This window comes from Saccharopolyspora rectivirgula DSM 43747, from assembly GCF_000497205.1.
In the GTDB taxonomy this organism is placed as follows: Bacteria; Actinomycetota; Actinomycetes; order Mycobacteriales; family Pseudonocardiaceae; genus Saccharopolyspora; species Saccharopolyspora rectivirgula.
Genome location: NZ_AYJW01000032.1, coordinates 13,253 through 32,135 on the forward strand (window position 1 = coordinate 13,253; position 18,883 = coordinate 32,135).

Genomic DNA, 18,883 nt, shown 5'->3' on the forward strand with positions numbered 1-18,883 from the left:
TATATTGCGGAGCTCGTAACGGCACGACGGCGTTGCGTTACGAGCGCAGCCGGCGGGGAGGAGCAGCCGATGAGCATGGCTTTCCGCGAACTGGCCCCGGTGAACTTCCTCCAGCGAGCTGCTGCGGTGTTCGCCGAGCGGACCGCGGTGGTGGACGGCGATCTGCGCTACGACTACGCGGAGTTCTGGGACCGCGCTCAGCGGCTGGCCGGCGCGCTCGTCGAACGCGGTGTGCAGCCCGGTGATCGAGTGGCGGTGCTGGCGCCGAACACCCATCTGCTGCTGGAGGCGCACTACGGGGTTCCGCTGGCCGGGGCCGTGCTGGTCACGCTGAACACCCGACTGGCCGCGGCGGAGATCCAGTACATCCTGGAGCACTCCGGTGCTCGGCTGGTGCTCGTGGACGAGCAGCACCGGGAGCTGCTGGTCGAGGCCGCCGACGGGCAGCAGATCATCTCCTCCGTCAACTACGACCGGCTGGTGGCCGCGGCGCCCCGCCATCGGCGGGAAATCACCGACGAGCGCTCCCTGCTGTCCATCAACTACACCAGCGGCACGACTGGTCGTCCCAAAGGGGTGATGTACCACCACCGCGGGGCCTACCTGCAAGCCCTGGCGATGGCCTACCACGCGGCTCTCCGGCCCGGCTCGCGGTACCTGTGGACGCTGCCGATGTTCCACACCAACGGATGGTGCTTCCCCTGGGCGGTGACGGCCGCTGGAGCCACCCACCACTGCTTGCCCAAAGTGGACACCGAGGTGGTGTGGCGGATGCTCCGGCAGGACCGGATCAGCCACTTCTGCGCCGCTCCCACGGTGCTCGCGATGCTGGCCGAACACCCGGAGGCCAGCCGTCCGCTCGAGCACCAGGTGACTGCGTTCACCGGTGGTGCTCCTCCCTGGCCTGCTCTGCTGGAGCGGATGGAACGGCTGGGCGTCGAAGTCCGGCACCTCTACGGATTGACCGAGACCTTCGGCCCGGCCGTGGTGTGCGAGTGGCAGCCGGAGTGGGACGACCGCAGTCAGCGGCAACGAGCCCGGTTGATCGCGCGGCAAGGCATCGCCAACGTGGTCGCAGAGCCGTTGCGGGTGGTGGACCCGCAAGGGCAGGACGTCCCGGCGGACGGCCGCACCCAAGGGGAAATCCTGCTGCGCGGCAACAACGTCATGCTCGGTTACTACCGGGACGAAGCCGCCACCGCGGCGGCGGAGCTGGACGGCTGGTTCCGCACCGGAGATCTCGGGGTGCGACACCCGGACGGCTACGTCGAGCTGCGCGACCGGATCAAAGATGTGATCATCTCCGGTGGGGAGAACATCACGTCGGTCGAGGTGGAAAACGTCCTGACCGAGCACCCGGACGTGCTGGAGGCCGCTGTGGTCGGCGCGCCGCACCCCAAGTGGGGAGAGGTGCCGGTGGCTTACGTGGCGCTCCGGGAGGGCGCTCGGCTGGAAGCCGACGAGTTGACCGAGTTCGTCCGGGCACGGCTCGCCGGGTTCAAAGCGCCGCGGCGGGTGTTCTTCACCTCCCTGCCCAAGACCTCCACGGGGAAGCTGCAGAAGAACGTGCTCCGCGAGCGGGCGGCGCAGCTGCAGCTGCAGTTCGCCGACTGAACGGGAAACCCGTGGTCGATCGCTCGCCCGGGCAGCGCTGTCCGCGGCGGCAGCGCTCAGTATGCTGCGGGCGAGCAGGCGTGACAGGAGGCGGTGACACACATGGTGGCCAACACTGCCGGGCCGCCTGCGCGCAACACCCGGCCGCGAAACCGCCGTGCGCTGATCACCGCGGCCGCGGCCGCCCTGTTCTACCAGTTCGGTTACGCCCGGGTGAGCATGAGCGACATCGCCGGGGCAGTGGGAGTCGGTTCTTCGGCGCTGTACCGGCACTTCGCCGGCAAGCAGCAGTTGCTCAACCAGATAGTGCTGGACGAGCTGCAGCCGTTCCGGGAGATCGCCGCTGCGGTGTCCGAGTGCGATCTGGACCAGGTGGTGTCCGGGCTCGCCGCGGCAGCGTTCGAGCACCGGCAGCTCGGGGTGCTCTGGCAGCGCGAGGCCAGGCACCTGCCGGAGGAGCAGCGGGACGTGCTGCGGGCGAAGCTGCGGGAGGTGGCCAGCGGGCTCGCCCAGCTGGCCCGGGTCTTCCGCCCCGAACTGGGGCCGGAAGAGGCCAGGTTCCGGGCGTGGTGCATGTTCAGCGCGTTGACCAGCCCCTCGTACCACCAGGTCGAGTTGCCGCGCAAGCAGTTCGAGGAGCTGTTGCGGGCCATGGTGGTGGCGGTCGGGCAGCAGCCTCCGCACCGGTTCACCGAGCAGCCGGGGGAGCGGGGCGGGGAGTTCCGGGCCGAGCTGTTCGCCAGCCGCGCCTCCCGGCGCAGGCTGCTGCTGTCGGCGGCCACCCGGCTCTTCTCCGAGCGCGGTTACACCAGGGTCACCACGGAGGACGTGGGAGCGGCCGCGGGAATCGCCGGACCGAGCCTGTACAACTACTTCTCCAGCAAGCAGGAACTGCTCAGCGCGGTGGTCACGCGCGGCTCGGCTTGGCTCGAAGTGGAGCTGGAACGCATCCTGGCCACCATCGTGCCCGCTGACGAGGCGCTGCGGGAGCTGCTGCGCTCCTACATCGGTTTCGCCTTCGACCACGGCGGGTTCATCGACATCCTGGTCAGCGAGGTCATCCACCTGCCGGACGCCGAGCGGCACCGGGCCAGGCAGACCCAGCACGCGTACGTGGCCGAGTGGGTGGGACTGCTGTGCGAGGCCCGTCCGGAGCTGGACCCGCTGAGCTCCCGGGTGCTGGTGCAGGCCGCTTTGACGGTGGCCAACGACATGGCCCGCACCGGGGCGGTCCGGGACGTGGAGGCGCTGCTGCGGGTCGGCGCTGCGCTGATGCTGGAAAGCGATCCCGGCAAGCGCTATCGGCAATTCACTTAATTCTTGGATGTCCCTAACACGCAAACTGCGGGTTGGCGTATCTTGCCTATTGCGGCGTCACTTGACAATTGACGCCCGGTACCGGGGAGGCTAGCCTCCCCCTGCGACGAAGTCTGCCTGGGATCGCTCATCATCATCGGGGGTGCCGCACACCGGCGTTCGCGTCCCGGGCGGGGCTGCGTCATCGACTGGCGGACAGCCGAATCAGCAGAAGGACAGGTTGGTGGCATGAGCAGCGCGACGGAGCCGGTCGGTCAGCCTCCGGCGGAGGAGCCCGACATCCACACCACGGCGGGCAAGCTGGCGGATCTGTACCGGCGCAACCACGAGGCGGTGCACGCCGGCTCGGCGCGAGCGGTGGCCAAGCAGCACGAGAAGGGCAAGAAGACCGCTCGCGAACGTATCGACATGCTGCTGGACCCGGGATCCTTCGTGGAGCTCGACGAGCACGCGCGGCACCGGTCCACGAACTTCGGGATGGAGCAGAACCGTCCTTACGGCGACGGGGTCGTCACCGGGTACGGCACCATCGACGGCCGCCAGGTGTGCGTCTTCTCGCAGGACTTCACCGTCTTCGGCGGTTCGCTCGGCGAAGTCTTCGGGGAGAAGATCGTCAAGGTCATGGACCTGGCGCTGAAGACCGGTTGCCCCTTGATCGGCATCAACGACTCCGGCGGCGCCCGGATCCAGGAAGGCGTGGTCGCGCTCGGCCTGTACGCCGAGATTTTCAAGCGCAACACCCACGCTTCCGGAGTCATCCCGCAGATCTCCCTGATCATGGGGCCGTGCGCGGGTGGTGCGGTGTACTCGCCGGCCATCACCGACTTCACGGTCATGGTGGACAAGACCTCGCACATGTTCATCACCGGTCCGGACGTCATCAAGACCGTCACCGGTGAGGACGTGACCTTCGAAGAGCTCGGCGGTGCGCGCACCCACAACGAGCGCTCCGGCAACGCGCACTACTTGGCGGCCGACGAGGAAGACGCCATCACCTACGTCAAGGACCTGCTGTCCTACTTGCCCAGCAACAACCTGTCCGAACCACCGGTCTTCCCGGGCAGCGAGGCCGTCAACGGGTCGATCGCCGACTCGGTCACCGAGTCCGACAAGGAGCTGGACACCATAGTCCCGGACTCGCCGAACCAGCCCTACGACATGCGCGAGGTGATCACCCGGGTCGTGGACGACGGCGACTTCTTGGAGGTCAGCTCGCTGTTCGCGCCGAACATCATCGTCGGCTTCGGGCGCGTCGAGGGTCGTTCCGTCGGCGTGGTCGCCAACCAGCCCACCCAATTGGCCGGGACGTTGGACATCGACGCCAGCGAGAAGGCCGCCAGGTTCGTGCGCACCTGCGACGCGTTCAACATCCCGGTGCTGACCTTCGTGGACGTCCCCGGTTTCCTGCCCGGCACCGGCCAGGAGTGGAACGGCATCATCCGGCGCGGCGCCAAGCTGCTGTACGCCTACGCGGAGGCCACCGTCCCGCTGGTCACGGTCATCACCCGCAAGGCGTACGGCGGTGCTTACGACGTGATGGGTTCCAAGCACCTGGGGGCGGACGTCAACCTGGCCTGGCCGACGGCGCAGGTCGCGGTGATGGGTGCGCAGGGCGCGGTCAACATCCTCTACCGCCGCCAGCTGGCCAAGGCAGCCGAGGACGGCGAGGACGTCGAGGCGCTGCGGGCCAAGCTGCAGCAGGAGTACGAGGACACGCTGTGCAACCCGTACGTGGCAGCCGAGCGCGGATACGTGGACTCGGTGATCCCGCCGTCGCACACCCGCGGCCACATCGCCCGCGCGCTCCGCATGCTGAGCAACAAGCGCGCCAGCCTGCCCGCGAAGAAGCACGGCAACATCCCGCTGTGACAACGGTGAGTGCGGCTGCGAAGTGCCGCGCAGGCCGGAGGAGGCAACGATGAGCCAGGACTCGGACGAGGTGACCGGCACCGGTCGCCCGGCGCTGCGGATCGTTCGCGGCAATCCTGATGAGGCCGAGCTCGCCGCGGTGACCGCGGTGCTGACCGGGCTGGCCGCGGCCAGGAGCGCAGCTGCGCAGCAGTCCGAACAACCGATGTCCCTCTGGGGCGCTCCGGAAACCGCGCTGCGGTACCCGGCCGGCCGCCGGCCGTTGCGCCCCGGCCCGCACGCCTGGCGTGCTTCGAGCTTCCCAGCCTGAGAACAGATGCGTAAACCGTCCAGAACCGGCGTCGCGCCGGACAATAGAGGGAGTTGACCACTGTGGACGTGACGCCGATCAGCAAGGTACTGGTCGCCAATCGCGGTGAAATCGCGGTGCGGGTGATCCGCGCTTGCCGCGACGCGCGCATCGCCAGCGTGGCCGTGTACGCGGAACCGGACGCGAACGCGCCGTTCGTCCGGCTGGCCGATGAGGCGTTCGCCTTGGGTGGCAGCACTCCCGGCGAGAGCTACCTGAACATTCCGAAGATCATCGAGATCGCCGAGAAGTCCGGCGCGGACGCGGTGCACCCCGGCTACGGCTTCCTGTCGGAGAACGCGGACTTCGCCCAAGCGGTGCTGGACGCCGGGCTGATCTGGATCGGCCCCTCCCCGGAAGCGATCCGCGATCTGGGGGACAAGGTCACCGCGCGGCACATCGCGACCCGGGCGGGAGCGCCGCTGGTGCCCGGCACCAAGGACCCGGTGTCCGGAGCGGACGAGGTCGTGGCCTTCGCCGAGAAGCACGGCCTTCCGGTCGCGATCAAGGCAGCTTTCGGCGGTGGTGGGCGCGGCCTGAAGGTCGCCCGCACTCTCGAGGAGATCCCCGAGCTGTACGCCTCCGCGGTGCGCGAGGCGGAGAGCGCCTTCGGCCGGGGAGAGTGCTTCGTGGAGCGCTACCTGGACCGCCCCCGGCACGTGGAAGCCCAGGTGCTGGCCGACAAGCACGGCAACGTCATCGTCGCGGGCACCCGGGACTGCTCGCTGCAGCGGCGGCACCAGAAGCTGGTCGAGGAAGCACCGGCCCCGTTCTTGACCGAGGAGCAGCGCAAGACCATCCACGAAGCCGCCCGGTCGATCTGCCGGGAGGCCGGCTACTACGGGGCGGGCACCGTCGAGTTCCTGGTGGGCCAGGACGGCACCATCTCCTTCCTCGAGGTCAACACGCGGTTGCAGGTGGAGCACCCGGTCACCGAGGAGACCACCGGGCTGGACCTGGTGCGCGAGCAGTTCCGGATCGCCGCCGGGGAAGAGCTGCAGCTCACCGAAGACCCGGAGCCGCGGGGCCACTCCTTCGAATTCCGCATCAACGGTGAGGACGCCGGCCGCAACTTCCTGCCGACCCCGGGCACCATCACCCGCTTCGAGCCCCCGCAGGGACCGGGCGTCCGGGTGGATTCCGGCGTGGAGACCGGAACCGTGGTCGGCGGCCAGTTCGACTCGATGCTGGCGAAGCTGATCGTCACCGGTGCCGACCGGGAGCAGGCCTTGGAACGCGCTCGACGCGCGCTGGCCGAAATGGTGGTCGAGGGGATCGCCACCGTTCTGCCGTTCCACCGCACCGTCGTCGAGGACCCGGCGTTCACCGGTGCTGACGGATTCACCGTGCACACCAGGTGGATCGAGACCGAGTTCGAGAACAACATCGAACCCTTCTCCGGCGGGGCGGAGGCGGAGGAGCCGGAGCCCCGGCAGACCATCGTGGTCGAGGTCGGCGGCCGTCGGCTGGAGGTCAGCTTGCCGGCCGAATTCGCGGCGGCCAGCGCTGCCGCGCCGGCCAAGGCCAAGCCGCGCAAGCGGACGGCCGGCAAGAAGGCGGCTGCCCCTTCCGGCGACGCGGTGACCGCCCCGATGCAGGGCACCCTGGTCAAGGTGGCGGTCTCGGAAGGGGATCAGGTCAAGGCCGGGGACATGGTCGCCGTGCTGGAAGCGATGAAGATGGAGAACCCGGTCAACGCGCACAAGGACGGCACCGTCACCGGCTTGACCGTGAAGCAGGGTGACTCCGTGTCGCAAGGCGCGGTCATCTGCGAGTTGAAGGACTGAAGTCGCTGGTGCCGGGAGACGGGCCCCGCGAGGCGCGTCTCCCGGCACCGCCAACCGCTGGAAAGTGATGAAGACAACTTTCCGCCACTTGATCGCCGCCACACACTGACCGGTCGGTATGGAATGTGGTAGGCAGACGACGAACGTCGGCGCGGCAGCCCGGGAGGTGGCGGATGAGCGGTTCGCGACACGACTGGCTGGAGCCGGGAGCCCACCGAGTGGCTCCGGGAGTGCACCGCATTCCCCTACCGCTGCCGAACGACGGGTTGCGGGCGGTCAACGTCTACGCGATCGAGGACGGGGACCGGCTGGTGCTGATCGACGCCGGCTGGGCGTTGCCGGAATCCCGCGACCGACTCCGCTCCGGGCTCGCCCACATCGGCGCGGCGCTGTCCGACATCAGCCGCGTCCTGGTCACGCACGCGCACCGCGATCACTACACGCAAGCGGTCGCGTTGCGCCGCGAATTCGGCGTGCGGGTGTCCCTCGGCCGTGGCGAGCAGGCGAACATCCGGGGGCTGTGCCGACCGGACCGGGTGCCGCTCGCCAAGCAGGAGGAGCTGCTCGGGTTCTGCGGTGCCAAACCGGTGCGCGACGCACTGGTCGCCACGCGGGAACCGGTCAGCCGGCAGCACCTCTGGGAGGAACCGGACGACTGGATCGCCGCCCCGGGTGAGATCGAGCTGGTCGATCGACGTCTGCGGGCGGTGCCCACCCCCGGCCACACCCAAGGGCACCTGGTCTTCCTCGACCAGGAGAACGGGCTGCTGTTCGCCGGTGATCACGTGCTGCCGCACATCACTCCGTCGATCGGCTTCGAGCAGGAACCGGGGGACGCCCCGCTGCGGGACTACCTGAGCTCGCTGCAGCTGGTCCACCAGCTGCCGGACGCGAGGCTGCTGCCGGCGCACGGACCGGTCACCGACAGCGTTCACCAGCGGGTGGCGGAGCTGCTGGAGCACCACGAGAACCGGCTCGCCGAAACCGAGACCGCGGTCCGCGGTGGTGCGGCCACCGCGTACGAAGCTGCTCGCGCCTTGCCCTGGACGCGTCGTGGCCGCCCGTTCAGCGACTTGGACGTGTTCAACCAGATGCTGGCGGTGCTGGAGACGGCGGCCCACCTCGACGTGCTGGTGCTGCGGAACCGATTGCGCAAGGAGACGGCGGACGACGTGGTGCGCTACGTCCTGCCCTGATCGACGCCCAGCTGCAGGTGACTCTCAGTATCTGCCAATCACCGGGTTGTCGTGTTCTCGCGGGACGACTTCTGTGTGACCCTGGGGTTCCGCAGTCTGCATGCAGGGCAATCGCGTCGGGTACCTCGTGGGTGTCATTGCGGGACGTCAGTAGGAGCTCGCCATCATGCTTAGTCGCCCTGAACGGGAAAGACTGGCCGAGATCGAGGATGCGTTGACCGCCCAGGACCCCGGGCTGGCGGACAAGTTCGATCAGTTGAGCAGCGGGCCAGGGGTGAGCAGCCGCAAGAAGCTGCTGATCACCGTGCTGCTCGTGCTGAGTGGACTACTGGCTGTGGTCTTCCTGGCCGCTGACCTGGTTCCGGCTGGCGTGCTGCTGGGGTTGCTCACCGCAGCTGGAGCCGCGGTGAGCGTTCACCACTTCCGCCGGACTTCCCACCCCTAGGCGGGGCGAACGGTGGTCAAGCGGTCAGATGGGGGAGCGCCTGCAGCACGGTGTCCGGCTCGATGTAGATGGTGTTCGGGATGCTTTCGAGCCTGGTCAGGTACGGTTCGGGGGCGCCCAGCTGCGCGCACTGCCGGCAGATCTCCTGCTTCGTGGCCGGGTAGTTGATGTGGTAGAGGTACCTGAGCAGTTCTCCTCGGTCGGGTGCAGACATCGCTCGTCCACCGCCTCCTAACAGCTTCACCCGCTAGCGGGTACCCCCGTGCGCTCCAAACCACACTTACGGGTGGTGCCGTGCGACCGGTCGGCGGTCATCAGGCGGCGAGCTGGCGAGCCGCGTTGGCGATCGCCTCCGCGTCGATGCCGGCGTGGTGGAGCAGCTCCGCGGGCTTGCCGGAGGTGGGCATCCGGCGCACCGCCAGGGTTTTGACCGGGGCCTGCACCCCGGCGGAGGCCAAGCCGCTGAGCACTGCCTCGCCGAGACCGCCTTCCGGCCAGTGGTCTTCCGCGGTGACCAGGCCGCGGGTCTGCCTGGCCGCTTGGACCAGGGTTTCGGTGTCGATCGGTTTGATCGAGTACAGGTCGATCACGCGGGCTTGGATTCCCTCCGAAGCCAGTTCTCGAGCGGCCTTCAACGCTTCGTGCAGCGTTATGCCCGCCCCGACCAGGGTGATGTCCGAACCGTCCCGGACCACTCGGGAGCCGCCGATCGGGAACTCCTCGTCCGGACCGTATATGACGGGGGTGGCTCCCCGGTTCGTCCGTATGTAGCTGACGCCCTCCCGGTCGACCATGGCCTCCACCAGCCGGACGGTCTGGTTGGCATCGCTGGGGTACAGCACGGTGCTGCCGTGCACGGCGCGCAGGGAAGCCAGGTCTTCCAGGCCCATCTGCGAAGGCCCGTCCTCGCCGATGGCCACTCCGGCGTGCGAGCCCGCCAGACGGATGTCGGCTCGGCTGACCGCAGCCATCCGCACGAAGTCGTAGGCGCGGGAGAAGAACGCTGCGAACGTGGAGGCGAACGGCTTCCACCCGCGCACCTGCATGCCGATGGCGGCAGCCACCATTTGCTGCTCGCTGATGTACATCTCGAAGTAGCGGTCCGGGTGCGCTTCCCGGAACATCTCGGAGAACGTGGAGTTGGACACTTCCCCGTCGAGGGCGACCACGTCTCCCCGCTGGTCCCCCAGCATCCGCAGGGCCTGCCCGTAGGCTTTGCGGGTGGCGACCTCGCTGCCCACTTCGAAGGCGGGGCGTTCGCCACCGGTGGTCTGGAACCGGTGCGGTTGTCCTCGCTGGTCGGGACGGGAGACGGTCACCTGCAGGTCGCGCGGCCCGCCCAATTCCTTGATCGCCGATTCGGCGTCCGGCAGTGGTTTTCCGTGCTTGCCCAGCTGGTCTTCGACCTCGGCCACCCCGTAGCCCTTCTTGGTGGTGGCGAGCAGCATCACCGGTTGCTGGTTGTTGTTGGTCGCTTTCTGCAGAGCGTTTTCGATCTGTTCCGGATCGTGACCGTCGAGCTCCAGGGTGTGCCAGCCGGCCGCTTGAGCGCGCTTGGCGTACGAGTCCAGGTTCCAGCCGTGCATGGTTTCGGTGGTCTGGCCGAGCCGGTTCACGTCCACCAGGGCGATCAGGTTGCCCAGCTGCTCGTGCCCGGCGTGTTCGAGAGCTTCCCAGACCGACCCCTCGGCCATTTCGCTGTCCCCGCACAGCACCCACACCCGGTAGGGCAGCTGGTCCAGCCGGCGGGCAGCCAGGGCGATGCCCACGCCGATCGGCAGCCCTTGCCCCAGCGAACCAGTGGCGACATCGACCCACGGCAGCTCTGGGGTGGGGTGCCCTTCCAGGCGGCTGCCGAACTGGCGGTAGGTCAACAGCTCTTCGTCGCTGATGGCGCCAGCAGCCTTCAGGCAGGAGTACAGCAAGGGGGAGGCGTGCCCCTTGGAGAAGATCAGGTGGTCGTTGTGCGGGTCTGCCGGGTTGTCGAAGTCGTAGTGCAGATGTCCGTCCAGCAGGGCGGCCAGCAGGTCTGCCGCGGACATCGACGAGGTCGGGTGCCCCGACCCGGCTTTGCTGCTGCAGCGGATGGAGTCCACGCGCAGTTGCTGGGCCAGTTCCCGGCGGAAGCTCATGCGGTCCATGTTCCGGTTATGCCCACCCGCATGAACCCTGAAACCTGCAGCGCCCGCCGCTGGCGAGCTCTACAAAGGACGGACCGGCTCGAGATCAGTGCTTCGGGTCGGCCTTGCTGAGTCCCGAGAGCAGGCGCTGGATGACTTCCGGATCGATTTCGGCGGTCTCCTCGGCCGGGTGTTCGGGCGGGGCGCTGCGCTTCGGGGATCGGCGGGGAAGCGGTACCGAGGTCGCCGACACGCCTCCGGGCAGCTGCAGCTCGCACCAGACCAGCGTGCCTCCGCTCTGCAGCGTGGTCGACCCGCACCGGCCGTCCGCGAGGTTCGGCGAAAGCGCTGGGGCTTCGGTGCCTTGCTCGTCCTCGACTTCGATGATCAGGCTCTCGCCGCTCAGGCGCAGCCGGACCGTGATGAACCCGGGCTTGTCCGAGTCGGCGCTGTCCACTGCTGCGGTGACGAATTGAGCAGCCAGGTTGCTGGCTTCATCGATCAACGAAGTGAGCGACCACTCGGTGAGCGCAAACCGGACGAACATCTCGGTGCAGTTCACCGCGCTGGGCAACGCGATGAGGCGCAGGTCGTCTACTTGAGCGGTTTGGGCGTTCACCTGATCTTGTCCTCCGTCCGCATCTACTGCGAGTGCATCACCCGAGAGCCGTATCTTGCCAACTTCGCCGTCCGGACTCCTGGCCGGGGTCCCTCACCTTCGTCGTCTACTGTGGACTTGAAGGCGGGCTGGAATGCTGGCGCAGTGCGAGTTCGCCGGGGAGGAGCAGTGCATACCGAAAAAGTACGCCACCCGGTCCCACGGCGTACAGCCCGGAACGTATCGGTTCCACAACGGGAGAGTTCCAAGAGTATGATCAACTGGACCGGGGCTTCTGCCCGGCTCAGTGGCAGATCATGCCGTGCTCCTCGTCGAGGTGTGCTTGCTATGTGCCTGTTATCACTCGCCCGCGTTAACTCGACCGGCTGGGCGCGCTGCGCGCTGGGCCGATCCGCGAGACGCGCCGCCGGTTGAGCCTCCGATAAGCGATCGCGCATCCATCGCTCCGGGCTCCGCGCTCGAGGTTCGCAGCACCGGTTTTCGATTGATGAAGCTCACCCCGCCGGCCCGGAACGCGGCGGAACCGGTGGTGGTCGGCTCGGGCTGAGCTGCTCCGCGTCGGCGGGGACGACGCCGCGCCTACCTCCCGGAGAACCTGAATCCTCTTCTCGGTTAACTCCTCGGAACCGCCGGTTGAAACTTGCGGGAGGGATCCAGCGCTGCCCACCGGGAGTTGGGACTTTGGTCTCTGCAAGATCTTCCACCACCGCAGCACCGTGGAACCGGTAATCGCTGCGGAATGGAGGGCGAGTTGGACAGCGCTAGCCGAGGCGAGACCGGAGTGAAGCTCGAGACGAACGAGACCGCGGTGAGCGGGAACGAGTGGACTCCACGGGAAATGGTCTTGCTGGAGGAGGTCGTGCAGCGCGCTCCGTCCGTGCACAACACCAAACCGTGGCTGCTGCAGTTCTCCGGACGGTCGGTGGCGCTGCGCCTGGACCCCGCCAGCAGGCTCGAATACCAGGACCCGGAGGGACGTGATCTGCGGATCTCCTGCGGTGCAGCGGTCGCCAACCTCACCGTCGCGTTCCGCGGACTGGGATGGGCCCCGGAAGTCCGCTGGGCGGTCGACGCCGAAGACGGCAGTTACGTGGCCGTGGTGGAAGCGACCCACCGCCGCCCCCCGACCGTGCTGGACCGGGAGCGCTGGCGGGCGGTGTCCGAGCGGAGGAGCTACCGCAAGGCGTTCTCCGAAAGGCCGATTCCGCAGCTGGCCAAGACGGCGATCCTGGCCGCCTCCGTCATCCCCGCCACCTGGGTGGAAGGCGGTGAGGAGCGCAGCAAGTTGGCCAACATCCTCGTCCAAGCCGCGGAGGCCAACCAGGAGGACCACCACTACCAGGCCGAGCTGCAGGGCCACATCACCGGCGCGCTGAGCTTGGAAGGCATGCCGGAAGCCGTGCTCCCCCGAGACGGGATCTCTGCGCTGGGCATGGCCCGCCCGGTCACCCAGGTGCCGGCCGACGACGAACTGGCCGCTTGCTTGGAAACCGAAGAAGTGCTGATCTTCAGCACCCTCGACGACAGCCGCCGGGACCAGTTGCAGGCGGGCGAAGCGGTGGAACGGGTCTGGTTGGAAGCCACCAGGCTGGGGCTCGTCGGTTCGGTGACCACCCAGCCGCTGCGGCTGCCGGAGTTCCGGTACGGGCTGCGGCAGGCCTTGGGCATCCGGGGCATCCCGCAGCTGCTGATGCGGCTCGGGTACCCGGCCAGCAGCTCTCCTCGGACGCTGGCCCAGTGGTTGGACTCCGGACCCTGAGCCAGCGGCCCGCGCCGGCCGCTGGCCGATCGGGTTCTCACACCTCGGCGAGCAGCCGAACGGGATCTTCCAAGCAGTCGGCGACGTAGCGGAGGAACCCGCCGGCCGTGCCGCCATCGCAGACCCGGTGGTCGAAGGTGAGGGAGAGCTGGGTGACCTTGCGCAGCGCCAGCTCGCCCCGGTGGGCCCACGGCTTGTCGGTGATCCGCCCGATGCCCAGAATGGCCGCCTCGGGGTAGTTGATGATCGGAGTGGAACCATCCACACCGAACACCCCGTAGTTGTTCAGCGTGAAAGTCCCGCCGGTGAGCTCCTCCGGGCCCAGCTTCCCGGCGCGCGCTCGTTCGGTCAGCTCGGCCATTTCCGCGGACAGCTCGGCGGTGTTCTTCCGTCCCGCGTCGGACACCACGGGAACCAGCAGGCCTCGCTGGGTCTGCGCGGCGAAGCCGAGGTTTATCCGGTCGTACTGGACCACTTCGTTCCGTTCCACATCCACAGTGGAATTGAGCTCGGGGAACCGGTGCAGGCCGGCGACGCAGATGCGGGCGATGAGACCGAGCATCCCGACACCGCGCTCGCGCAAGCCCTCCCGAGCTTCCACCAACCGAGTGGCGTCCACGTCCACCCAGGTGCTCGCGTCCGGGATTTCCCGCCGGCTGCGGGAGAGCTTGCTGGCCACGGTGGCCCGCAGACCGCGCAGCGGCGTGCGCTTCTCGCCGTCCTGCACCGGTCCGGTGGAGTCGGTGCGCCGCATCGCCGCTTCGACGTCCTTGCGCAGGATCAGCCCACCGGGGCCGCTGCCGGACAACCCGGCCAGATCGATGCCGTGCTGCTGGGCCAACTTGCGCACGATCGGGGAGATCACCCGCGGCGGCCCGGAGCGCTCGGACACCTGCTCGACCCGCCGGGGGCGCCGGCGCGACCGGCGCGGCGCGGTGTGCCCGGTCCCGTAACCGACGAGCACGTTCCCCGAACCGGCGCGCTCCTCCTCCCGGTACTGCTCCTCTTGCGGGCTGGACACGGCGACCGTGATCAGCGGCGCTCCCACGGCGATCACATCACCGGGCTGGCCGTGCAGCTCGGTGACCACTCCGCCGTGCGGACAAGGAACCTCCACCGCTGCTTTGGCGGTTTCCACCTCGGCAACGGCCTGGTCCGGTTCGATCTCCTCGCCCGGGCTGACGCACCAGCGGACCAGTTCCGCCTCGATGAGGCCCTCGCCGAGATCGGGAAGCTTGAACACCTGGGACGTACTCATGCTGCGCCCTCTCCGAGCCAGGTGATGTCCGGTTCGTCGTTCCACTGCAGCCGGTCCAGCGCGTCGAGCACCCGATCGACGTTCGGCAGGTACGCGTGCTCCAGCTTCGGCGGCGGGTACGGCACGTCGAACCCGCTCACCCGCAACACCGGGGCGGCCAGCGAGTGGAAGCAGCGCTCCTGCACTCGAGCCGCGATTTCCGCGCCCACGCCAGCGAAACCGGCCGCTTCGCTGAGCACCACGCAGCGGCCCGTGCTGCTGACCGCAGCGGTGATCGTCTCGTCGTCCAGCGGAACCAGGCTGCGCAGGTCGACCACCTGAGCATCGATGTTCTCCGCAGCCGCGGCCTCGGCCGCTTCCAGGGCGAGCGGCACCGTGGGGCCGTACGCCAACAAGGTCACGTCCTTGCCCGGCCGGCGCACCACAGCTCGACCGATCGGCTCCCGCTCCACCGGAAGCGGCACTTCTTCCTTGGTCCAGTACAGCTTCTTCGGCTCCAGGAAGATCACCGGGTCCGGGTCGTCGATCGACGACCGCAGCAGCGAGTAGGCGTCCGCCGGAGTGGCGGGGGTGACCACTTTCAGCCCCGGGGTGTGCGCGTAGTAGGCCTCGCTGCAATCGCTGTGGTGCTCCACCGCACCGATCCCCCCGCCGAAGGGGATGCGCACGACCATCGGCAGCGTGACCGCGCCGCGGGTCCGGTTGCGCAGCTTGGCCACGTGCGAGGTGATCTGCTCGAACGCCGGGTAGGCGAAGGCGTCGAACTGCATCTCGATCACGGGGCGGAACCCGGCCATCGCCATGCCGACCGCGAAACCGGCGATGCCGGACTCGGCGAGCGGGGTGTCGAAACAGCGGTCCTCGCCGAACTCCTGCTGCACCCCGTCGGTGATCCGGAAGACGCCGCCGAGCTTTCCGACGTCCTCGCCGAAGACGAGGACGCTGTCGTCCTCGGCGAGCGCATCGCGCAGGGCTGCGTTCAACGCCTGGGCCATGCTCGTGGGTGCCATTACAGCTCCTCCTGTTCGGCACGAAGCTGCGCGCGCTGCTCGACCAGCTGTGCAGTTGGCGCGGAGTAGACGTGGTGGAAGATCTCCTCTGCGACGACCTCCGGCTCGGACTGCATTCGCTGCCGCACTCCCGCAGCGAATGCCTCGGCCTCCTCGGCGATCCGGGCGGCCGCCTCGTCGTCCAGCAAACCGCTGTCCCGCAGGTGCTTCTCCAGCCTGGCGATCGGGTCCCGCTGCTGCCAGCGCGCCACCTCTTCGGGCGACCGGTAGCGGGTCGCGTCGTCGGCGTTGGTGTGCGATTCCATCCGGTAGGTGTGCGCCTCCACCAGGAACGGCCCGTTGCCGCTCCGGGCGTGCTCCACGGCGGTGTCGAGCACCGCCAGCACCGCGGCGGCGTCGTTGCCGTCCACCTGTTCGCTGGGGATGCCGTAGCCGATGCCCTTCGCGGCCAGGCAAGGAGCCGCGGTCTGCCGGGACAGCGGCACGCTGATCGCGTAACCGTTGTTCTGCACGAAGAACACCACGGGGGCGCGGAAGACCGCGGCGAAGTTGAGCGCTTCGTGGAAGTCCCCCTCGCTGGTGGCGCCGTCGCCCAGCATCGTCAGGACGACCGTGTTGCGCCCCTTGCGGGCCTCGCCGTAGGCGAAACCCGTGGCGTGCAGCGTCTGCGTGGCCAGCGGGGTGCATTGCGCGGCGGTGCGGGCTCGGCGCACGTGGTAGCCGCAGTGCCAGTCCCCGCGCATCGAAGTCAGCACCTCGACCGGGTCGATGCCGCGGCTGACCAATGCCACCGAATCGCGGTAGGTGGGGAACAACCAGTCGTCCTCGGAAAGGCACATCGCCGCCCCGACCTGGCAGGCCTCTTGTCCTTTCGAAGACGGGTAGACCGCGAGCTTCCCCTGTTTGGTGAGCGTGGTCGCTTGGGCGTCGAAACTGCGTCCAACGACCATGGCTCGATACGCGGAGACCAGCCGTTGCGGCTCCGGCAGCGAGTACGCCGGGCTGGGATCTTCCAGCAGCTGCACCGGCTTTTCAGACGGAAGCAGTGTCGGTTCCGCCATGCCTGCTACCTCCTGAAGACGACTGGCTTGAAATACTCCGGCAACGCGCATATGTGATACAAGTCATCACCGATGAATAGGAACGAAGTGCCGAACAGGAGCGAGATGCGAAGCCAGCTGTCCGGAAAGCAGGTTCTTCGGAGCGCCCGTTCCGGACAAACGGCACCGGCACTGGACGAGGTGGATGCCCGCATCGTCGAAGAGCTGACCAAGGACGCCCGGCTGTCGGTGCGATCACTGGCAGAGCGGGTCAACATCTCCCGGACCAACGCGCACACCCGGCTGGAGCGGCTGCTCCGGGAGGGAGTGATAACGGGATTCCACGCCCGGGTTTCCCCGGACGCCATCGGCTTGCGGACGGCGGCGTTCATCGGGCTGACCATCGAGCAGGACACCTGGCGGGAGCTCTCCCGACGACTCGCCGCGATCGACAGCGTCGAACACGTCGCTCTGGTGGCCGGCGAGTTCGACATCCTGGTGCAGGTCCGGACCGAGGACAACAGGTCGCTGCGGAGCCTGGTCTTCGACCAGATCCAGTCCCTGCCCGGCGTGCGCAGCTGTCACACCTGGTTGATCTTCGACGAGTTCCCGGCCGGTTGACGCTGCGGGAAGACGTCCACCACGACCGGGGCGTGGTCGGAGGAGCCGCTGCCCGCGCGGGCCTCCCGATCGACGTAGGCATCGGACACCGCTGCGGTGAATTCCGCGTTCCCGAAAACCAGGTCGATGCGCATCCCCCTGTTCCGCGCGAAGCACGACGCCCGGTAATCCCAATACGTGAACGGGATGTCGTGGCGCAGCGCGCGTGGGTAGACCTCCTCCAGCCCCGTTCGCCGCAGTTCGGCGAGCTCGGCCCGCTCCGACTCGGTGACGTGGGTGCTGGAGGAGAACTCCGCGATGTCCCAAACATCGCGGTCGGTGGGAGCGATGTTGAAGTCCCCGGCCACGCAGAACGGTCGCGGGGTGCGCAGCTCGCCGGCCGCGGTCGTCCGCAGCGCGGCCAACCACCGGAGCTTGTAGGTGAACTGCGGGTGGTCCACGGCGCGGCCGTTGGGCACGTAGACCGACCAGATCCGCACCCCGGCGCAGGTGGCGCCGATGGCCCGCGGCTCAGTGGTCTCGAACAGAGCTCCTTCGGCGAGATACCCCGGTTCGTCCTGCAGCCCGCGCCGCACCTCGGCGAGACCGACCCGGGAGAGCAAGGCGACACCGTTCCACCGCCCCGCGGCGTGCACCGCTGCTTCGTACCCGTGCTGGCGGAACTCGGTGAACGGGAACGCCGCCGGTGCGCACTTGACCTCCTGCAGGCAGCACACGTCGGGGCGGACGTGCTCCAGCCAGCTCAGCACCCGCGGGAGCCGAGCGTTGACCGAGTTGACGTTCCAGGTGGCGATGCGCATGCCGGTGGGACTGGCACACCCCGGGTGGCACCGGCGACCACGCCGAGCGACCGCCCGGGACGAGCCCCGCGCAGGCCGGGCCGGCTGCGCGGGGCGCTCTTCCGCGCCGGTGCGACCCGGCCGTGGGTCGCTCAGCGGGACACCGCGACTTCTCCTGCGTAGGTGTAGCGCCAGACACCGTCATCCCGCATGTCCTGCCGGTCGTAACGGGCGTGGGGGGCGTGCCCGTCGTCAGCGGGAGGAAACGTGAACTGCTGGATCGGCAGATTGGTTTCCAGCACGGGGATGATGAACGACCGGCCGTCTTCCGGACCGCCGATGAGCTCGGCGCGCACATGCTGCTGCATCGAGTCCTCTCCCGTCGTTGACACCACCTCTTTTTCCATCGGACCAGCCCTGGACGGCTTTGGTTCCTCGCTTCACTCGAATGGCCCAGGAAATTGCCAGGTAAAGGGGACAAGCCGGCCCCGTTTCTTTAGGAAGAAAAACGAGTTCTTCGCCGGAAACCGCTGGTCCAGGCCACTGGTCCGACAGGCAGGCCTGCCGAGTTCTCGCGGTTCGATGTGGACCAGAACAGGCCTTCCGAGGCCACGCGAGCATAGCAAGGTGGAAGTGATCCACTCGGAGGTGGAGGTGATTAGCCGGGGACGCGTCGAGGGTAGCCAGCTGCCGGAGGAGGTGAGGAACATGTCCGATCCGCTGGACGCGACCACTCCTTCCGGCAACGAGACGTCTCCGGAAGCGGGCGCACCGGAAGATCCGGCCCAACTGCAGTCCGCCGAAAGCCTGGACGAGGACGAGATGGCCGTCGATCCGCTGGAGAGCGGCATCGACCCGCCCGAGCAGTGGTCGGCGGTCGCCGCTCGGCGCCCCACTCCCCGGGAACAGCGCGAAGGCGAAACCCTGGACGAGCAGCTGGCTGAGGAAGTGCCGGACGTTTCCGCGGAGAACCCCCGGGACAAGCCGGTTTCCAGCAGTGGGATGCACGAGCTGGACGACACCGTGGACGAACGCGCTGAAGCTGAGGCCGAAGATTTCGGAGAAATGCCCTCGACCGACTGACCGCTGGAAGACCACCG

At 68.3% G+C, this 18,883-nt stretch carries 18 protein-coding genes; 10 read left to right on the plus strand and 8 right to left on the minus strand.

The genetic code is table 11. From position 1 onward, the window contains the following. Window positions 1-69 precede the first annotated feature (69 nt). The 7 genes from SREC43747_RS0110740 (at window position 70) to SREC43747_RS0110770 (ending at window position 8,577) form a co-directional block, all read left to right on the plus strand. Window positions 70-1,614, plus strand: coding sequence for an acyl--CoA ligase family protein (locus SREC43747_RS0110740; protein WP_029721248.1), 1,545 nt, complete (start codon window positions 70-72; stop codon window positions 1,612-1,614). Between the two features lie 102 nt (window positions 1,615-1,716). Then, entirely contained in the window at window positions 1,717-2,931 is a 1,215-nt protein-coding gene (locus tag SREC43747_RS0110745) for a TetR/AcrR family transcriptional regulator (RefSeq protein WP_029721249.1), read from the plus strand. A gap of 228 nt (window positions 2,932-3,159) precedes the next feature. Continuing rightward, window positions 3,160-4,800 (plus strand): acyl-CoA carboxylase subunit beta, encoded by a 1,641-nt coding sequence (locus SREC43747_RS0110750; protein WP_029721250.1) that lies wholly within the window; start codon window positions 3,160-3,162, stop codon window positions 4,798-4,800. A 49-nt stretch (window positions 4,801-4,849) separates the two neighbouring features. Then, the gene (locus SREC43747_RS0110755) at window positions 4,850-5,110 is read left to right on the plus strand and encodes an acyl-CoA carboxylase subunit epsilon (protein ID WP_029721251.1); all 261 of its coding nucleotides are present in this window, start codon (window positions 4,850-4,852) and stop codon (window positions 5,108-5,110) included. 62 nt (window positions 5,111-5,172) lie between these two features. Beyond that, the gene (locus SREC43747_RS0110760; RefSeq protein ID WP_029721252.1) at window positions 5,173-6,936 is read left to right on the plus strand and encodes an acetyl/propionyl/methylcrotonyl-CoA carboxylase subunit alpha; all 1,764 of its coding nucleotides are present in this window, start codon (window positions 5,173-5,175) and stop codon (window positions 6,934-6,936) included. 173 nt (window positions 6,937-7,109) lie between these two features. Further along, window positions 7,110-8,132, plus strand: a complete 1,023-nt coding sequence (locus tag SREC43747_RS0110765; RefSeq protein WP_029721253.1) for an MBL fold metallo-hydrolase — start codon at window positions 7,110-7,112, stop codon at window positions 8,130-8,132. 166 nt (window positions 8,133-8,298) lie between these two features. Then, on the plus strand, window positions 8,299-8,577 hold the full coding sequence (locus SREC43747_RS0110770; protein WP_081722527.1) for a DUF3040 domain-containing protein: 279 nt from the start codon (window positions 8,299-8,301) through the stop codon (window positions 8,575-8,577). A 16-nt stretch (window positions 8,578-8,593) separates the two neighbouring features. On the opposite strand, the gene SREC43747_RS0110775 is transcribed toward SREC43747_RS0110770, so the two are convergent. The 3 genes from SREC43747_RS0110775 to SREC43747_RS0110785 all read right to left on the minus strand — a co-directional run bounded on the left by SREC43747_RS0110775 (window position 8,594) and on the right by SREC43747_RS0110785 (window position 11,316). Further along, entirely contained in the window at window positions 8,594-8,791 is a 198-nt protein-coding gene (locus SREC43747_RS0110775; RefSeq protein WP_029721255.1) for a DUF2795 domain-containing protein, read from the minus strand. A gap of 100 nt (window positions 8,792-8,891) precedes the next feature. Then, window positions 8,892-10,718: a transketolase gene (locus SREC43747_RS0110780; RefSeq protein WP_029721256.1), complete on the minus strand. Its 1,827-nt coding sequence runs from the start codon at window positions 10,716-10,718 to the stop codon at window positions 8,892-8,894. Between the two features lie 85 nt (window positions 10,719-10,803). Further along, window positions 10,804-11,316: a hypothetical protein gene (locus SREC43747_RS0110785; protein ID WP_029721257.1), complete on the minus strand. Its 513-nt coding sequence runs from the start codon at window positions 11,314-11,316 to the stop codon at window positions 10,804-10,806. A 751-nt stretch (window positions 11,317-12,067) separates the two neighbouring features. Between SREC43747_RS0110785 and SREC43747_RS0110790 the strand changes: the two genes are divergently transcribed. Next, window positions 12,068-13,075 carry an Acg family FMN-binding oxidoreductase gene (locus tag SREC43747_RS0110790; RefSeq protein ID WP_160173011.1) on the plus strand — a complete coding sequence of 336 codons (1,008 nt, stop codon included), beginning with the start codon at window positions 12,068-12,070 and terminating at the stop codon, window positions 13,073-13,075. Window positions 13,076-13,112: 37 nt separating this feature from the next. On the opposite strand, the gene SREC43747_RS0110795 is transcribed toward SREC43747_RS0110790, so the two are convergent. The 3 genes from SREC43747_RS0110795 to pdhA are packed head-to-tail and all read right to left on the minus strand — an operon-like array spanning window position 13,113 to window position 16,404. Beyond that, complete coding sequence (locus SREC43747_RS0110795; protein ID WP_029721259.1) at window positions 13,113-14,333, minus strand: dihydrolipoamide acetyltransferase family protein; 1,221 nt, start codon at window positions 14,331-14,333, stop codon at window positions 13,113-13,115. Beyond that, entirely contained in the window at window positions 14,330-15,343 is a 1,014-nt protein-coding gene (locus SREC43747_RS0110800) for an alpha-ketoacid dehydrogenase subunit beta (protein WP_029721260.1), read from the minus strand. The genes SREC43747_RS0110795 and SREC43747_RS0110800 overlap by 4 nt, the downstream gene beginning before the upstream one ends. After that, window positions 15,343-16,404 carry a pyruvate dehydrogenase (acetyl-transferring) E1 component subunit alpha gene (gene pdhA / locus SREC43747_RS0110805; RefSeq protein ID WP_201768678.1) on the minus strand — a complete coding sequence of 354 codons (1,062 nt, stop codon included), beginning with the start codon at window positions 16,402-16,404 and terminating at the stop codon, window positions 15,343-15,345. The genes SREC43747_RS0110800 and pdhA overlap by 1 nt, the downstream gene beginning before the upstream one ends. A gap of 180 nt (window positions 16,405-16,584) precedes the next feature. Between pdhA and SREC43747_RS0110810 the strand changes: the two genes are divergently transcribed. After that, window positions 16,585-17,004 carry an Lrp/AsnC family transcriptional regulator gene (locus tag SREC43747_RS0110810; protein ID WP_269077833.1) on the plus strand — a complete coding sequence of 140 codons (420 nt, stop codon included), beginning with the start codon at window positions 16,585-16,587 and terminating at the stop codon, window positions 17,002-17,004. Here the strand turns inward: SREC43747_RS0110810 and SREC43747_RS0110815 are convergent. After that, a complete protein-coding gene (locus SREC43747_RS0110815; RefSeq protein WP_051387938.1) occupies window positions 16,965-17,804 on the minus strand; it encodes an exodeoxyribonuclease III in 840 nt (279 codons plus the stop codon). The genes SREC43747_RS0110810 and SREC43747_RS0110815 overlap by 40 nt on opposite strands. Before the next feature lie 131 nt (window positions 17,805-17,935). After that, window positions 17,936-18,151 carry a DUF8847 domain-containing protein gene (locus SREC43747_RS0110820; protein ID WP_029721264.1) on the minus strand — a complete coding sequence of 72 codons (216 nt, stop codon included), beginning with the start codon at window positions 18,149-18,151 and terminating at the stop codon, window positions 17,936-17,938. A 340-nt stretch (window positions 18,152-18,491) separates the two neighbouring features. Here SREC43747_RS0110820 and SREC43747_RS0110825 point away from each other — a divergent pair, with 340 nt between their 5' ends. Further along, entirely contained in the window at window positions 18,492-18,866 is a 375-nt protein-coding gene (locus SREC43747_RS0110825; protein ID WP_051387940.1) for a hypothetical protein, read from the plus strand. Window positions 18,867-18,883: the final 17 nt, after the last annotated feature.

Bases quoted from the DNA above. Each gene is read 5' to 3' on its own strand.
- SREC43747_RS0110775 (WP_029721255.1), bottom strand. From the start codon at position 8,791: ATGTCTGCACCCGACCGAGGAGAACTGCTCAGGTACCTCTACCACATC.
- SREC43747_RS0110780 (WP_029721256.1), bottom strand. From the start codon at position 10,718: ATGGACCGCATGAGCTTCCGCCGGGAACTGGCCCAGCAACTGCGCGTG.
- SREC43747_RS0110825 (WP_051387940.1), top strand. From the start codon at position 18,492: ATGTCCGATCCGCTGGACGCGACCACTCCTTCCGGCAACGAGACGTCT.
- SREC43747_RS0110800 (WP_029721260.1), bottom strand. From the start codon at position 15,343: ATGGCACCCACGAGCATGGCCCAGGCGTTGAACGCAGCCCTGCGCGAT.
- SREC43747_RS0110740 (WP_029721248.1), top strand. From the start codon at position 70: ATGAGCATGGCTTTCCGCGAACTGGCCCCGGTGAACTTCCTCCAGCGA.
- SREC43747_RS0110755 (WP_029721251.1), top strand. From the start codon at position 4,850: ATGAGCCAGGACTCGGACGAGGTGACCGGCACCGGTCGCCCGGCGCTG.
- pdhA (WP_201768678.1), bottom strand. From the start codon at position 16,404: ATGGCGGAACCGACACTGCTTCCGTCTGAAAAGCCGGTGCAGCTGCTG.
- SREC43747_RS0110750 (WP_029721250.1), top strand. From the start codon at position 3,160: ATGAGCAGCGCGACGGAGCCGGTCGGTCAGCCTCCGGCGGAGGAGCCC.
- SREC43747_RS0110770 (WP_081722527.1), top strand. From the start codon at position 8,299: ATGCTTAGTCGCCCTGAACGGGAAAGACTGGCCGAGATCGAGGATGCG.
- SREC43747_RS0110745 (WP_029721249.1), top strand. From the start codon at position 1,717: ATGGTGGCCAACACTGCCGGGCCGCCTGCGCGCAACACCCGGCCGCGA.
- SREC43747_RS0110795 (WP_029721259.1), bottom strand. From the start codon at position 14,333: ATGAGTACGTCCCAGGTGTTCAAGCTTCCCGATCTCGGCGAGGGCCTC.
- SREC43747_RS0110765 (WP_029721253.1), top strand. From the start codon at position 7,110: ATGAGCGGTTCGCGACACGACTGGCTGGAGCCGGGAGCCCACCGAGTG.
- SREC43747_RS0110815 (WP_051387938.1), bottom strand. From the start codon at position 17,804: ATGCGCATCGCCACCTGGAACGTCAACTCGGTCAACGCTCGGCTCCCG.
- SREC43747_RS0110820 (WP_029721264.1), bottom strand. From the start codon at position 18,151: ATGCAGCAGCATGTGCGCGCCGAGCTCATCGGCGGTCCGGAAGACGGC.